Origin of the sequence: Geodermatophilus sabuli (assembly GCF_010686765.1) — a bacterium.
Taxonomy (GTDB): domain Bacteria; phylum Actinomycetota; class Actinomycetes; order Mycobacteriales; family Geodermatophilaceae; genus Geodermatophilus; species Geodermatophilus sabuli_A.
This window is the reverse complement of sequence record NZ_JAAGWF010000027.1, coordinates 14761-29807: the sequence shown is the minus strand read 5'-3', so window position 1 is coordinate 29807 and position 15047 is coordinate 14761. Positions and strand designations below refer to the sequence as shown.

General features: G+C 65.2%; 12 protein-coding genes and 1 tRNA gene. 7 read left to right on the top strand and 6 right to left on the bottom strand.

The window, feature by feature from the left end:
• The first annotated feature begins 22 nt into the window (after positions 1-22).
• From GCU56_RS20500 to GCU56_RS20485, 4 genes are all read left to right on the top strand, one after another.
• A tRNA-Gly gene (locus tag GCU56_RS20500) sits at positions 23-96 on the top strand.
• A 447-nt stretch (positions 97-543) separates the two neighbouring features.
• Positions 544-2385 carry a TerD family protein gene (locus GCU56_RS20495; protein WP_163483770.1) on the top strand — a complete coding sequence of 614 codons (1842 nt, stop codon included), beginning with the start codon at positions 544-546 and terminating at the stop codon, positions 2383-2385.
• 439 nt (positions 2386-2824) lie between these two features.
• Positions 2825-3937, top strand: coding sequence for an ATP-binding protein (locus GCU56_RS20490; RefSeq protein ID WP_163483768.1), 1113 nt, complete (start codon positions 2825-2827; stop codon positions 3935-3937).
• Between the two features lie 47 nt (positions 3938-3984).
• Positions 3985-5142: a hypothetical protein gene (locus GCU56_RS20485; RefSeq protein WP_163483766.1), complete on the top strand. Its 1158-nt coding sequence runs from the start codon at positions 3985-3987 to the stop codon at positions 5140-5142.
• A gap of 242 nt (positions 5143-5384) precedes the next feature.
• Here GCU56_RS20485 and GCU56_RS20480 read toward each other — a convergent pair whose 3' ends face one another.
• The 4 genes from GCU56_RS20480 to GCU56_RS20465 form a co-directional block, all read right to left on the bottom strand.
• Positions 5385-6632, bottom strand: a complete 1248-nt coding sequence (locus tag GCU56_RS20480) for a hypothetical protein (RefSeq protein ID WP_163483764.1) — start codon at positions 6630-6632, stop codon at positions 5385-5387.
• 210 nt (positions 6633-6842) lie between these two features.
• Entirely contained in the window at positions 6843-8780 is a 1938-nt protein-coding gene (locus tag GCU56_RS20475; protein WP_163483762.1) for a ThiF family adenylyltransferase, read from the bottom strand.
• Positions 8777-9796 carry an SMODS domain-containing nucleotidyltransferase gene (locus GCU56_RS20470; RefSeq protein ID WP_163483760.1) on the bottom strand — a complete coding sequence of 340 codons (1020 nt, stop codon included), beginning with the start codon at positions 9794-9796 and terminating at the stop codon, positions 8777-8779. Before GCU56_RS20470 ends, GCU56_RS20475 begins: the two co-directional genes overlap by 4 nt.
• On the bottom strand, positions 9796-10830 hold the full coding sequence (locus tag GCU56_RS20465; protein ID WP_204332552.1) for a CBASS cGAMP-activated phospholipase: 1035 nt from the start codon (positions 10828-10830) through the stop codon (positions 9796-9798). The genes GCU56_RS20470 and GCU56_RS20465 overlap by 1 nt, the downstream gene beginning before the upstream one ends.
• A gap of 764 nt (positions 10831-11594) precedes the next feature.
• On the opposite strand from GCU56_RS20465, the gene GCU56_RS20460 reads away from it, so the two are divergent.
• From GCU56_RS20460 to GCU56_RS20450, 3 genes are read left to right on the top strand one after another with little or no spacing between them, the layout of a single operon-like run.
• Complete coding sequence (locus tag GCU56_RS20460) at positions 11595-11942, top strand: hypothetical protein (protein WP_163483757.1); 348 nt, start codon at positions 11595-11597, stop codon at positions 11940-11942.
• 13 nt (positions 11943-11955) lie between these two features.
• Positions 11956-12174: an excisionase family DNA-binding protein gene (locus tag GCU56_RS20455; protein WP_239522651.1), complete on the top strand. Its 219-nt coding sequence runs from the start codon at positions 11956-11958 to the stop codon at positions 12172-12174.
• A gap of 41 nt (positions 12175-12215) precedes the next feature.
• Complete coding sequence (locus GCU56_RS20450) at positions 12216-13352, top strand: tyrosine-type recombinase/integrase (RefSeq protein ID WP_163483755.1); 1137 nt, start codon at positions 12216-12218, stop codon at positions 13350-13352.
• Between the two features lie 158 nt (positions 13353-13510).
• Here the strand turns inward: GCU56_RS20450 and GCU56_RS20445 are convergent, their stop codons facing one another.
• Together GCU56_RS20445 and GCU56_RS20440 are read right to left on the bottom strand one after the other, a co-directional pair.
• Positions 13511-13696 carry a hypothetical protein gene (locus GCU56_RS20445; protein ID WP_163483752.1) on the bottom strand — a complete coding sequence of 62 codons (186 nt, stop codon included), beginning with the start codon at positions 13694-13696 and terminating at the stop codon, positions 13511-13513.
• Between the two features lie 28 nt (positions 13697-13724).
• Complete coding sequence (locus tag GCU56_RS20440; protein WP_163483750.1) at positions 13725-15029, bottom strand: hypothetical protein; 1305 nt, start codon at positions 15027-15029, stop codon at positions 13725-13727.
• Between the last annotated feature and the right edge of the window lie 18 nt (positions 15030-15047).

Genomic DNA, 15047 nt, shown 5'->3' with positions numbered 1-15047 from the left:
GGCTACGCTGTGCGGGCACCTCGCGGGTGTAGCTCAATGGTAGAGCCCCAGCCTTCCAAGCTGGCCATGCCGGTTCGATCCCGGTCACCCGCTCCACGTAAAAGCCCAGGTCCGATGGCCTGTCAGCCCTCCTGGAGAAGCTCCGGAGGAGCCCCCGGAAGGCCCGTTTGTACCCTCTCAGGACCCCTGTTTTCCGATGGATAGGTCATGAATAGGTCACGGAGACGTCGGGATAAGAGCAGGTCACGACCGCTGATCAGATCGTCGCCGGGTTCGCCGTGACCAGGGGTGGGTCACGTTGCCCCCTCATCGGGCCGGTCGGTGCGATCGGCCGAGGCTGAGTGGGGAAGGGCGAGAGCCAAACCCGCCCCGGCTCTCGGCGCAGGCGAGGTCAGACCGAGGCACTCTCATGTGGCGGAGGTTGGCCGCTGCCCACCCCGTCCGTGGCCACCGCAGAACCGATTAATGCACTCAAGGCTCAGGCGTCACGACACGCCTGGCCAAGAACACGGAACGGTCACTGACCGGAACTACCTTGCGGACATGACGGGGGTCCTCTCCTCGGCGGTTCTGCCCGCCGAGGTCGCACACCGCTATCCATACGGCTACGCGGTGGTGGACGTGGAGACCTCGGGTCTGCGCGCTGGCAGTGACCGGGTCCTGCAGGTCGCGGTCACGCAGATGGCCGCCGACGGGTCGATCGAGTCGAATTGGTCCACGCTGCTCGATCCGGGCTGCGATCCCGGCCCCACGCACATCCACGGCCTGACCCGCGCGAAGCTCCGCGGCGCGCCGCAGTACGCCGATGTCGCCGACGACATCGCCCGCCGGGTCCACGGGCGCATCGCGGTGGCCCACAACGCCGACTTCGACCACCGCTTCCTCACCGCCGAATCGAAGCGCGCCGGACGGCGCTTACCGGTCGAGGAACGGCTGTGCACCCTGGCGCTGACCCGCCGGCTGGACCTGCCCGTCGCCGACTTCAAGCTCGGCTCGGTCGCCGACTACTGGGGCGTGCGCGCCGTGCGCGCCCACGACGCCGAGGACGACGTCCGAGTTCTGGTCGAGATCCTGCGGCACTCGCTCGTCACTGCCGCGCGGCTGGACATGGACCTGCCGCTGTCCGCCTGCACCGACACCGCGCCGGCACCCTTTCCGGCCAAGGCGCCGCGCACGCCCTGCCCGTGGCGAACCCCCGGCCCATGGACGCCGGGAACGCCGCTGGTGCAGGGCATGAAGGTCGTCATCACCGGGTCGACCAGCATCCCGCGGGAGATCCTGACCCGCCGCTGCACCGATGCCGGGCTCGACGTCATGAACACCGTCAGCGGCCGCACCCACCTCCTGGTCTGCAACCGCGTCGAGGAGCAGACGGGCAAGGCCGCCCGGGCCCGCCAGCACGGCACACCGGTCATCACCGAGCCGGAGCTGGTCGCTCTGCTGACCGCGGTCTCGCCCGGAAAGCCGAAGGTCGCCGAGACCGTCACCGCCGGCCGCACCGCCGTTCCGGCGCCACGGAGTCCCGTGCCGAGCGGGCCGCTCAGCGGCCGTCGCGTCGTCGTCCTCGGCGGCGCCCACGAAACGGCGGCCACCATCCGGGAGCGGGTCCTCGAGGCGGGCGCCAGCGTCGCGGTCAACCTGACCGGCTCGGTCACCGATGTCGTGCTCGTTCCTACCCCGGTGCCCGACCCACGGACCGAACGGGCGCGGGCACTCGGCCTTCGTCCCCTGGACGCCGACACCCTGACCCCCTGCCTCTGGCCGGACAATCCGGCAGAGATCGACACGGTTCCGTCGGTCAGCCACCTCCCCGCGGCGGCACCGACGCAGACAATCCCGGCAACCCCGCACATCCTCGTGCGCGGGGAAGTCATGGACCTCCCGGCACCGGCGGAATGGCTGGTTGAGGTGCGCTGGGCGCTCCCGGGTCGCACCGCAGCGGACAGCTACGACATCGACGTTGTGGCCTTCGTGGTCGACGCCGACGAGCAGGTCACCGTCGACGAGGACTTCGTCTTCTACAACGCCCGCGTGCACCCCACCGGAGCCGTCGCCGTCACCGGCGGGATCGCCGGCGAGGCGATGTGCACGCTGCGACCGGACCGCCTTCCCCCGACCCAGCGCCGAGTGCTTCTCGCCGCTGCAATAGACGACATGGCGACGTTCGGCGACGTCGGGCCGATCGAGTTGATCCTGCGCGACCAGGACGGCGCGCCGGTCGCCCGCGCCACGCTCGACGCCGCCACCGACGAGCGCAGCCTCATCCTCGGAACCCTGTACCAGCGCAACGGCACCTGGCGCTGGCGCGCCGTCGGTCAGGGTTACCCCGACGACCTCGCTGACCTGGCCGTCCGCCACGGCGTCGACATCGAAGAACAGGACTGACTCGCCCAGGCGACGTTGCTCCAATAGGGACACGCAGTCGTGCTGCAGCCCGACTCCGGCCGGCCCCTGCCACCGCACTGCCAGGCCGTCATGATCGCGTTCGGGACGGTTCGCTACCGTTCCGTAAGCGACCTGACGTGCTCGTTTGCACGACGGCGATCCATTGGGAACGGGAGCGAACGCCCCTAACTGCAACCACAACTGCAACCAGGCGCGAAACCTCGCGCGGTGAATCCTGCGTCGCAAGGGTGCCAGATCCGGGTGTGCCTGACGGCGGCCTCGTGGCACTAGCCCTCGGCACCTAACCAGGCTCTCTTCGTCGTCGCAGTGCACTCTGAGTCGAGACCGGCGCAGTCACGCCGCCTCGGGCGACGGTCCAAGCAGATGGAGGACGGCAGTCTGACCTCGCGGATGCTCGCCGCCGCTCGACAATGAGCAGGTGGCACTCAAGCCCGCGGCCGCCTACCGCAACACGATCCGCGCCGACCCTGAAGGGGTGGTCTGGTGGTTCGCCGGCCGCGTACGGCGGCTGTCCGACGACGGTGTGGTCGTCCATCCGAACGACCTGGCGAGCTGTCGCGCCGCCGATCTGCAGCGGGTGCTTCGCCAACTGGAGGAGGCAGGCGGGTTCAACGGCGCGGTCTTGGTCTCGGCGACGGATGAGGGCTACATGGCCGAAGACGGCGCGCCGGTGGCCCCAGTGTCGTTCTCGCTGCACGGAGGACACCTCGCGCTCGACATCGTTTACGCGTCGGACGACTACGAGGACGACGGCGTTCCCACCCACCACGCCACTCTGGTGCAGCCTGTGGTGGCCCGATCTGCGCTGACTGTCCTGGACTGGTCGGTCGACGAGAATTACGCGTCACCACCTTGGCTGTGGCACGCGTCCTTCCGCTGTCCGACGCGAGGCCGTTCCCTGCTGGACCTATTTGATGTGGGGACGGAGATGGTGCTGCTGCTAGAGGCGGCCGCCTCAGGTGAACTGACGCGCGAGTCGGTGGCAGGGCTCGTTCGAGGAGGCCATCTCTCAGCTCTGGTCGGACAGCCAGAGGGGCACTGGCTCGATGTGAAGACGCAGCACTACGACCTCAGTGGGCCCGCCGGACGGATATCGCTGGCCCAGTCAGTCTCGCGCTTCGCCAACGCGGAGGACGGTGGCGTGGTGGTGGTCGGCATGTCGGCCAAACGAGTTGCGGGAGGTGAGGAGATTCGAGGTGTGACACCCCTGCCCCTAGACGCCCGTATGGTGCGTCGGTACCACCAGGCTTTAGACGAGCGGGTTTTCCCACCGGTGTACGGGCTCACCGTTGAGCACGTGACGGTGAACGGCGGGATGGTGATGTTGATCGACGTACCACCGCAACCCGAGGAGCTGAAGCCCTTCCTCGTTCATGGCGCGATCATTGATGGTCGCGTGGAAGGGACCTTCATCAGCATCGTCAGACGCCGCGGCGAAGCTTCGATCCCGATAACAGCACCCATGATCCACGCGCAGCTCGCCGCCGGCCGCGCCCTCCTTCGAGGCGACACTCAGCCCGACGCCACATGACCGACCGTCGTGGACCAGATCATCTGGCAGAGGTGAGGCGGGCGCTCATGCTTGAGCTCGCCCTTCTACCTGCCCAGGGAGACGTGCTTGAGTGGCAGCGCCGGCTCGCTGACTCCCTGATCGAGGTGGAAGCCAACGCGGACGACATCGACCCGTCAGACCGCAAGAGACACCGCCACCTTCTTCGGGTGATGGCGGATGGACTGGTTCACACGTTGCTCGACAGCCACACGATCCGAGCCCTGTCGCAGCACCGGGGCAAACCACCGTCGATTGCCGGACAGGGAGCGGATTTCGACTTCGTCTTTGCGTGCGCCCGTTCGCTGATATCGAGCGGGCAAATTCCGATCGTCGCCGACCTCACGACTCTCATCGGGGTAGGCGATGTGGTCGGGATTTCGACTTCCGGAGTGGTGGTCCTGGAGTGCAAGAACACGACTATGCCGCCACGGATGAGCACGTCTGGGCGTTTGGCCCGCCAGCGGGAACGCGGTGAGCAGGTTGAGAGCTACCTGACGAACAGCCGGGCGGACGAGCCGGACGGAACGGTCAAGCAGGCCTTCGACTGGTCCCTGCCTGAGCCGGACTTCGATGTGGTGAGGTCGCTCCTCGCGCGGTGTGTGGGGTCGCAATCCCTAGTTGCCACCCACGCATTCGGTGAGGACGACACGCTAGTTGCCTTTACGCCGGACACGCCGCTGGATGCGATCGGAGCGGCATTGCCGCTCGGACGTACCGCAGTCCTGCCGGTGATTGCGTTCTACTCCGACCTCATTGAAGCCAGCAGTCACCGTCTGTGGGCTCCGTCTAGCTATCCACTCCCCGGTGAAGCCCGCCTGCAGCTGATTGAGGGTCACCTGCGCCTGATGCGGTGCGCTGACCTCGGGGCGCTGGCTGCCGAGTTCGACTCCGGAGGTAGACGAGCAACCTTGACGCCAAACCGTAGGTCCGGCGCCGCCCAGGTGACATTGGATGTCCCCGGGTTTGAGCCTGTGACCGTCACCGACCAGGTAATAAGCACTTGCCTGTACATGCCTATCGCCGTCGCCAGCATGCGAGCGGCGCTCATCGAGATGGCCCACAGGCATGTTGCGCAGGGCGCATCAGCGAACTCGATGACAGATTTGTCGCCCGCCGAGGGTGACTCGTTCGTGTACGCGACAGTCTACCGGGATGACACCTTGTCGGGTACGCCCGCCGAATGACGCGTGCAACGAACGGTCGATAGCAACCATCGGCACGCATACGCGCACGGCGACCGAGACCGCTCAATCGATTCGGGTCGCCTCTGCCCCTCCGGTACCGGCCGCCCTGTTCACAGCAGTCCGCCAACTGCATCTGTTTGGGGAGCCATACTCGAGCGACAGCGAACGCATGCACGCGACCGCGAACGAACTCCACTGCCGGTCAAGGTCGAGCGGCAGACGCCGACGCCATTTTGTTGCGGTCAGTCCACGGCACTAAGGCCGGCAACTCCCTGCACCTCCTCGCGGATAACGTTGAAGGCGCCGGCTAAGACATCAAGCGTTCGAGACCAAGCCGCTTCATAGTCATGCACCACGTCAGGCAGGCCGAGCCTTCGCCGAGCTTCGACCGCTTGGCGCCGCACCTGTGGCGATCCGTGCTGTGGCTCAGTGCGGAGCCGCCCCACCTGACGCACGGTAGCCAGGGCGGCCATGCAACGCTCACGGGAAGCGGGATCGGCGTCGCGCGTCTCGAGCCACGATTGCAAGCGACCGATTGACCCAGGCTGTTTGCCATGGAAGCGCGCTGCGAGGATGTCTTTCGGCACTGCGGGGACATTTAGTTGTGCAAGGACATTCCAGAGAGCGCTCAAGGCGGACTCGTACTCGCTTCGCGTAGTGACCGGCATCCCGAGGCTCGCTGCGGATTGAAGGTCCGGCGCGACGGTCAGACGTGGACCGCCAAACCATTGGGGATCCGCCGCCAACACGTAACCGAGATAGTCCAGCGTCTGTACAAGAGTAAGCGGTGACGAGTAGTGAACCGGTTCTCGCTGGCTGTCCTCGACAGTATCGATACAAGTTAGGTAATCATCCGCGTTACGTACATAGCGAAACGGGCGCAAGCTTTGGCGCCCGAGTAGCACTTGCAGAGGCAAGAGGCGGCCAATCTGGTTGATTGCTATCAACGCATACTCGCGACCATTGCCGAGTCCGTCTGCGATGAGCCGATCGGGAAATCCGTACCCCTGCTCCCGGCTGAGAGTGGCCACGCTGGCGGTGTAATCGCTGAGCGGAACGTCTGCCTGAACCACCTCGAACGGATCCGGCGACAGCGCCTCGTCCGCAGCCGCCACCGTGCCGATGATTGCCGCCAATGCGTCAGCCAAAGGTCCGGTATTCCGGCCACTACGCGCCAACATCGCCAGACCCGCGATGGTGAGACCGACCCGGTTCTCCTTGCCGGGGCTCATGGCGATGTGGCCCTCATGCCAGACGAGCCCATAGCGGCGACTGCGGGACGGCCCGCCCCATGCCAGCGCCGGAATGCTGGATAGCACCTCCTCGGCGGTCTCCAGAGTCGGATACCGACTCAGGAGTGACCGCCGAACGAAGTCCCACACGGGCCAGTCCGGGTCGTGACCCCGATTGACTGCGGACCCGATGGGCTCCCAGATCAGATCAAGTAGCTCCAATTGGACCGACGCCAGCGGCTCATCGAGGACCGTCACCGCGCAACCTCACTCGAATCCCCGGGTCTTCTCACATTGGTCCCAGATCGCTGCTCGACTAGTTGATGGGCGGCCGGACGTGTTGGCGCGTCGCTACGAAGCGATCCTTGAGATGTCATCGGTTGTGCACCTGTTGCCCTCGAATAGGTCGTTCAACTGTCCCTGAGCGGCCCACTCAGGGACACTCGCTCAGCCTCGGAGCATGCGGGGTCACGCGAGCGTCGGCTCTGACCCACGGCGTGATGCGCCAACTACAGGCCTCTCGTAGGGCAGGTACTTGTGTCCGGGCGTTACGTCTGAATGGGGGAGAGCCATTAGGTGCGCCCCCTGAGCAGCTACGGCAAGGTGCTTGGCGATAAGGGTTGCCAGTCCCCCGCCGAGTGCAGCGAGATCTGCCGCTGAGCCGTGGAACGTCGGCGCTGAGCATCCGCGCGTGGGGACGAACTCGTCGCCAGGTGCGGGGTCCTCCCAGAAGTACCGGTAGCGCTCAAGCGCTCCGTCGGCGCGAACCTGGTCGCGCAGGTGGTGGTCCATGTCGGTCATAGTCGTGTCACCGTCGGGCGGATTGATGGTCGCGTATCCGAGTGTTCCGCTGCGTGCGTCCGTAGCGACTTGTGCGATGATCGCCTTTCGCTGAGGCTTGGTCGCGACGGTGTCCAGCTGCTTCGTCATCTTGAGGCTGACCGTTGCGTCGATAATTAGGTCGGCTGTCAGTGCGATCTGGGTGAGTTCGGATGTAGTGAGATGGCCATGTGCATTGATCTGGACGGTGTCGCTGATCGCCTTGAGACGCGTATACAGCCCAAGCGCTTTCGGGCCTCCGTTGTCGTCTTCAACGTAGTTCTGTCGAACGAGCAGTCCTCCAGTGACCCGTCCGTAATCGCTGATGACGACGTGCTTGGCTCCGGCGCGAACGACGAACTCGGCGATCCACGATCCGAGACCGCCACAGCCAAGAACCGCAACGGTCTTGTCGCGCAATGCAGAGACGGGGCGGCCGGCATCGCGCCGGGTCGTGACGGCTGCGCGTTCGTCCGACACAAAGCACCATTCGATGGGCGCTGCCATGTTGATTCGGTCGGGCTCATAGGGGATTAGTGTCGTTGTTCTGTTGCGGACCAGGTCTCGGAGGTCGTCGGCAAGCGCGGGAGCAAGTTGGAGGGCAAGTAGGTGGCGTGGTCCTCCCGTTGGGTGGGGCACGGCCAGGATGAGGCGCTGCGGTGTCCCAGCGGGGTTGCGAGTGGCGCTGGCCGCGAGCGTCGTGAACAGGGCAGCGTCCGGCGTCGTCTCATACGGCCTCGGCACAGGCTCGACGTTGTGCGCCGCGAACCAGTGCGAGCGCGTGCGATGGCGGCTCGCGATGAGCGCGTGGGCGACGAGGCCGGGATCGTGCACCTGGCTGGTGGGGCGTGGTGCGATGAAGGCATCGAGTCCGTGCGGGCGAGGGTGCCGGATCAGTCCGAGGAGCAGGCCGAGGAAGTGATTCCCGGCTCCTAGCGGCATGTCGGAGTCGGCAAAGAAGACCGGAGTGTGAACTGTCTCGCTGTCAGGTCCCGGGTAGCGATCTAGGTCGAGCCGCTGGGAGGTTCGACAGTTGAGATAGGCGATGGCAACGCGGGCTCTGGTTTCTGGAAGCTGCCTGACGATGATGCTCGGAGTGCCGGGCGTGATGTGTGGGACCCCTCCGACTGCGTGAAAGAGGGCGGAGTCAGGGTCAAAGTCGTTCTGGGCGGCCTTTTCCATCCAGTCCCAGAGACGACTGAGCACGCCGTTCTTCCCGTTGATGCCGACCTCGGGATCCCATTCACGGGACTCGTCGAGGTAGAGGCAGAGGTAGAAACCGGACAGGACGTGGGGGATGCCGATGAACCGGCCATGCTCCAGAAGCACTGTGGGCGGGTGGTCGTCCGTAGGTGCGACGAGGAGGACGAACTGTTCGGCTGTCTTGAAGGTGAGGCCGTCGGCGCTGGGCGCGGGTAGATCTTTGGTGTGCAGCGTGAAGCGCACGTAGACGTTGCCGTCGTCGTCGCGCTCTTGTGCGCCGATGGTGAGGACTTCCGGCTGATTCTTGGCTTGGGCGCGCAGGTCTGTCAGCGCTCGCCGCTGCCACTTAGTGAGCGCTGGTGGTGAGATTCTCTTCCGCGTCATCCCACTTTGCCGCTGCGGCTGGTAGACGTTTCTGAGGCTGCACTACCCGCTGCCCCCGCGGTTCCGCTTCCGGTACCGAGTGCCGGAAACTTGCTCGTCTTGGTCGACGACTCGGGGGCCTTAAACCCTCCGCCGAAGAGGTCGCGCCAAAGGTCGAGGCTGTCATCTTCGTCGGTCTCGGCGAGCGCTGCGGCAATCCTCGTATCCAGATTCTGGATGTCAGTGCGGAACTGCTGGTAGCGGGACTCAGTCCAGCGGTGCGTGAAGGTCGTACCGGGGTCCGCTTCAACCTCGGGGCGGGTGTCATTGGCGCGGACCCACGTCGCGAGGTCGGATACGACGCGGGCCAGCGTCACCGGCACGTTGGTGTAGCAGTCACTATTTGCGAGAACGTTCTCTGGCTTGATCGTGTTGCCGACGACGGTGGTCAGGATGATTGAGACCGTGTCCTCGTACCACCCGTGGTGGTCGCGGAGATACTTGAGGAGTCTGATGACTCGACGCATGTTGCCGTCGGTCAGGTCATCTTTTGTCTTCATCCACTGTGTGAATCCGTCAGAGTTGTTTGCCTCCCACTCGTCGGTCTCGGAGTTGATGATATGCTCCCCGCCGTTCGCGAGGTTCACGTAGGGCACAACGTCTACGTGCATGTCGTTGGCGTATGAGACGCGGACGCAACGGTTCTTGGCTTCAACGGGTTCGTCCATGCTGCCGTAGACAGGGTCATTGTCTAGAGCGTTGAACACGGCGTCGTTGTAGTCGGCTGGCGTCCAGCCTTCGACTTCCCTAAGTTCGAGCATGAAATCAGCGTCGAACTCGACGTTCTTGGGCGGGTTGATGATGGTCCGCTGCGCCCAGGAACCTTGCCGCTTCTTGCTTAGGACGCGCGATTGGGTCTTGGCTGCCTTGATAGCCGCATAAATTTTATCAACTCGGTCAGCAAGGCTGGCTAGTTTGCCATCGGGCAGGTTGACGGTGTCTTCAAGCAGCGTCCTGAAGTGGCCTACGTGTTCCATCACAAATCTCCTTCGGGCAGTGTGTCGGTGCGCGGCCCGCTGGGCGCTGACGGTGGAGGAAGCGGGGTAAAGGGAGGTGCCGCGTGGTCGGCGAACTTGGCGGCGAACTCGGGGGCGAGGTTTCGGCTGGTGGTGGACGCATATCCTCGGACGGACTGTGCGTTGATCCGGTCGAGGGCGAACTTGCCCGGCGGTACAGGCGCGTCGAAGCGGACGAAGTCATCGAAGCCGACCAAGTGCATGGCGGTTCCCATGCCACCCCGGCTACTGGCGTTGAGGATGACGCCAGCAGCCTTTGGCCCCCACCCCAAGATGCCAGCCTTCTCCAGTCGGTCGGCGTTGTCCGTGAACGGTTCCATGGTTCCGACGTTCAAGACGCGAATAGCCTCTAACGGAACGCCCAGCATGCTGACGGCTTCACCAATTGCCAATACAGAAGGGTTATTGGCCCAGACGCCGCCGTCGATGAGCGGTGCATCGGGGACACGGGCTGCTCGGAAGTACGTGGGGGCTGCGGTGGTCGCGAGTGCGACGTCAACCATGTCGATTCGCCAATCCCGGGTGAGACGTTCGCTGTGGCGGGTCTTGAAGATGTGAACCTCGCCGCGCTGGATGTCCCACGACGGGATGACCAACCGCATGCAACTGTCGCCCAAAGTCCGGTGACCGAGGACCTCGAGCAGCACATCACGAAGGACTTCGCTGTCGTAAGCGGGCTGCCGAAGCCGGCTCCAGCGCGCACGGCGTTGTAGCCGAGCCGGGAAAACGCGATCTACGAGGTCACCGAAGTGCTCGGCGATTTCTTTGGGCCTGAGACCCGCGCCTAGACCCAGCGCGACGATGCCTCCGGCCGAGGTCCCGGCGACCAAGTCGAAGTGGTCCGTGATCACGATGCCCAGGTCTTCCTCGATGTGCGCGAGAACGTGTGCAGTGAACAGCGCCCTCGCTCCGCCGCCGTCGAGTGAAAGAATCTGAAAGCGGTCACCCTGAAATCGGCCGGGTGTCGGTCCGTGCGAAGCGTAAGAGCCGGTCATTGACATTCCCCCGTGGTTGGTTGCTGCGAGCCTAGGGTTCGCCACCGACAAGATGCGGCGCTGCGGCCGTGCGCTGATCCCGGAAGCACCGCCCTGCTGAACGCATTCGTGATCACCGCGGCCTCGAGGATGCGCGCCCTGGCGGAGGACATACGCCGGGGTGCGCCCCGACTGCTGCCGCTCCCTCGCGGGAGCGCTGCCAGGCGATGATTCAGCGCCCGTTCGGGGGCCGTTCATTCGCGTGCATCCGGGCAAGCCATCGGCTGGCTGGTGGAGTGCTCATGAGGAGCAGACCCATGAAGCCGCCCAAGACGAGCCTATCGCCGGCCAGACGTGCCGGGGCTGATCCACTCGGCTACGCCCACGAAGACGCGGGCCGACACGGAGAAGCCTGAGGCCTAAGTCGGCTCCAGCAAGGCATTGCTCTGGACCCGGCTTCGCGGCGCGACCGCCCCGGGCCAAGCAGCACTGGAGACTCCAAGATCACGAGGCATCACACCTCTTGCATCTCGGCGACGGGGACGGCGGCGACCATGGGAGGTTGTCTTCGCCCGCGGGCGCCAAGCCCCACCCGCACGTCGTGGCTGCCTCGATCTACTCGTCACAACGAGTTGCTGGCCCGACAGTGCATGAGGTGTGTCGGTCGGTGATCTTGAGCTCGTTGGGTCCGGCGGCCAGGCGAGAGCGGCGCATCTTGAGATCGCGAGGCGTCGGTGTTCGCTACCGCGGATCTTGCGGGCATCCTCGTCGGTATGCCCGACACGGTGACCACCATCAAGGTGCCGCGGAGCCTGCGCGAGCGCATCGCCGCACGGGCAAGTCAGCAACAGATGACCGCCGCCGAAGTGATCGCCGAACTGCTCGACGAGGCGGACCGGCATGCGCGGTTCGAGGCCATCCGCGAGGCCTACGCGAGCACGGACGCGTCCTACCGCGAGGAGACCCAGGCATGGGACTCGCTGGCTGACGACGGTTCCTACCCCGTGACGGACAAGGTCCCGCACTCGAGCGTGGCGCCGCTTAGGGACGTCTGCGTCGGGCAGCAGGTCGCCAGTGGCCTGGAGCGGGTCCGCGGGGCGAGAAAGTTCTGGAGGCCTACTGGAGGGTTGTGACGAGGCTTCGATCATGACGGCGCACCGGATGAGCGAAGAGCGGTACTCCGCGAGTGACCCGCTGCTCACCGTCGCGCAGGCCGGCGAGTACCTCGGCACGGGAGAGCGATTCATCCGCCGGCTCATCACCGAGCGCCGGATCGCCTTCGTGAAAGTCGGCAAGTATGTGCGCCTGGAGCGGTCAGCGCTAGACGCCCTTGTGGACAAAGGGCGCATCCCCAGCCAGCGATGACATCGGCGGACATCCGCTGACCTGCCGCCCAGGGTCACGGCATGGGCAGAGGACCAGGCTTCGGGAACATCGACCGACTCCCCAACGGCCGGTACCGCGCCCGCTACGTCGGGCCGGACGGTCGGCGCCGGTCCAAGGTCTTCGGCACCGTCAAGGCAGATGCTCGGGCATGGCTGTCGGCTCAAGAGGCCGCCCTCGTCCGGAAGAGCTGGCGAGCCCCGGAGGCTGGCCGCCGGACCGTCGGCGAGTACGCCGACGACTACCTCGCCCGCAACGACCTCCGTGAAGGCACCCGCAGCCTGTACGCGTCGCTGTGGCGTCACCACCTGACCGATGCCTGGGGGGCCGTTCCTGTTGAGGAGGTGACCCCGGCCGCCGTCCGCTCCTGGCACGTAAAGGCCGGCCGAACGACCGGCCCGACTGCTCTGGCTCAGTCCTACCGACTGCTGCGCGCCATCCTCAACGTGGCGGTCGCGGACGAGGCCATTCCGTCCAACCCGTGCAAGCTGCGGGGCGCCGGCACACCCAAGGCCACCCGGCCGTCCCGAGCGCTCACCGCCTCGGAGGCCTTGCGACTGGCCGAGCAACTGGGGCGAAACAGGAGAACGGAGCGCTATCGAGCGCTGTTGCTCGTGCTGGCCTTCGGTGGTCTCCGGTTCGGTGAGGCCACCGCACTACGCCGGTCGGATGTCCTGGCCGGCGGCCGGCTTCGCGTCGAACGATCCGTCCGGCGCATCGACAACCGGTGGGTGATCGGCGAACCCAAAACCGATGCCGGACGCCGGACCGTGACCCTCCCCGCCGCGACCGCGGCGTCACTGGAGGTTCACCTAAAGAAGCACGTAGGCGGTTCTCCAGATGCCCTCCTGTTCTCCACCGGTTCCGGGGGATATCTCGCCCGCAGCAACTGGAACTCGACCTTCCGGCGTGCCGCCGACGCCATCGGCCTTCCGGCAGTCCGGCCGCACGAGCTGCGGCACACCGGGGCCACCCTCGCCGCGGCCACCGGCGCGACCACCAAGGAGCTCATGCGCCGGCTCGGCCACTCCTCCCCCGCCGCCGCCCTCGTCTACCAGCACGCTGCCGACGACCGCGACGCCGAGATCGCCCGCGCCCTCGACGCCATGCTCGGGGCGATCACCAGGACGCGGGACGACGACATCGAGCGGCCACGGTGACGTCGACTAACAGGCGCCACCCTGTAGATCCGACGGGCCAGCAACTCCTTGACGGCCGAGCGTGGCGCAGACGTTGCGTGCAAGGTCAAAGGCAGCCAGCAACCCCGCAGGCCCTAGGCAACTGCGGGACCCCCGAAGGCAGCCGCCCTACCGCTGCCTCACTTAGGTGAGCCAGCGGCGGCGAGCTCACACTCGAGCTCGCGCTCAAGCTCGCGCAGCCTGTCGTCGGCACGCCGCTGTAGGTCCTTGTCCCCTAGAACGGCTCCTGGGCGCTTGCCCTCGGCGACATCCATGACACCGAAGTCCACCCGGCGGTCGTCCAACCAGCGAGCCACCACCGACATGAGACCCCTCCTCAGGGAAGCGTGCAGCCTAGCCACGAGTGGTCTCGTAGTCAATAACCTCACCGGAGCGCCGGTACACATACCACAGGTACAGGGTCGGCAGGACCGCCCCAATGCTTGAGCCGAGCCAGAAGTTGGCGAGCGCGAGCCCCTTGAATCCTAAGGCTAGTGCAATGCTGCCGAGCACTGCAGCCGCTGCGGCCAAGACCATAGCCACACGGGCCCCGAAGGCGAACCGGGCGGCCATACCATGTTCTCCGGGCCGGCTGACGTAGACAGCTATCAAAGCGGGTACGAGTAGCAGTGCGGCTCCAAGTGCCTCAACGTTGGCGTCTTCGAGCCGGCGAGTGAAGAGTTGCCAAAGGTAGCCAGACACGAGTGCAACGCTCGCATAGAGAGCGCCGAACCAGGCGTACCTAACCAACCCTCTCCTTTGAGGAACGAGGTCCACAACTACGGCGTGGTTCGCGGAGCGATCAGCCTCATGTGCGTATACGTGCATTTGCTCTCGCCTGCCGTCAACACGCATTAAGTTCTTAGCATTTGCTGCTGATGGAGGATCCCCTGCCACCTCGCTCAAGGCGAGCCGTCTAACATCCGAATTCTCAGGGGCTGCGAGCTCGAAATGGTAACTGTAACTCGCTCCGGCCGCGACCGGGAAAGTAAACCGTGCCGACGTTCCGAAAATTCGATCAACGAGGCGCGGCGCCTCCCACGGGACATCAGACACGTAAGAGTACTTCAAGAGTTGCCGTGTCGTGGTTGGATCAATGGGAGTCAGGGCGATGTAGTTATCCACCAGTTCACTGACGATCAGCTTGAATGCAGCATCACCCATGAGGCGACTCTCCTCCGAGCCGGCTGCATAGGTGTGCGTAGTCGGGTCATACCAGCCCTTGAGGGCACTCTCAGCCTCGCTCGCCGGGCGACTAACGATGTCCCATAGCGTGCGCCGGCTAGCATCGCTCAGAACCTGAGGTTGCAGAATTTTAGATGCCACGTAGCGTAGTGCCTGGTGAGCCGCCTCGGCCGTCTCCTGACTAGTGAGCAATGGACGACTGACTCCGGCGTCGTCGCGAAGGTCAAAACTGGTAAGCGGCGGGTCTTTGGCCATCAGTCCGAGCGGCAGCAAGAGGGAAGTCGGCATCCATCCTGCGGTCCGCGCAACTTGTACTACGGAGGCACGCTGCACGTCGAAATCTAGGCTGACGTGGTGTCTACACAGGTTGTCGCTTATGAAGTCGACGCGCTCTACACGCCTGTGCATCCAGCGGCTCGGTTTTTGAAAGTGAAGATGAATAAGGAGTCGACCGTCGTTATATCCGATGGCCACGCTCGACCTCCCCCTAGA

Excerpts from the sequence above, each read along its gene's own strand:
- GCU56_RS20495 (WP_163483770.1), top strand. The coding sequence starts at position 544 with ATGACGGGGGTCCTCTCCTCGGCGGTTCTGCCCGCCGAGGTCGCACAC.
- GCU56_RS20485 (WP_163483766.1), top strand. The coding sequence starts at position 3,985 with ATGCTTGAGCTCGCCCTTCTACCTGCCCAGGGAGACGTGCTTGAGTGG.
- GCU56_RS20475 (WP_163483762.1), bottom strand. The coding sequence starts at position 8,780 with ATGACGCGGAAGAGAATCTCACCACCAGCGCTCACTAAGTGGCAGCGG.
- GCU56_RS20470 (WP_163483760.1), bottom strand. The coding sequence starts at position 9,796 with ATGGAACACGTAGGCCACTTCAGGACGCTGCTTGAAGACACCGTCAAC.
- GCU56_RS20465 (WP_204332552.1), bottom strand. The coding sequence starts at position 10,830 with ATGACCGGCTCTTACGCTTCGCACGGACCGACACCCGGCCGATTTCAG.
- GCU56_RS20455 (WP_239522651.1), top strand. The coding sequence starts at position 11,956 with ATGACGGCGCACCGGATGAGCGAAGAGCGGTACTCCGCGAGTGACCCG.
- GCU56_RS20450 (WP_163483755.1), top strand. The coding sequence starts at position 12,216 with ATGGGCAGAGGACCAGGCTTCGGGAACATCGACCGACTCCCCAACGGC.
- GCU56_RS20445 (WP_163483752.1), bottom strand. The coding sequence starts at position 13,696 with ATGTCGGTGGTGGCTCGCTGGTTGGACGACCGCCGGGTGGACTTCGGT.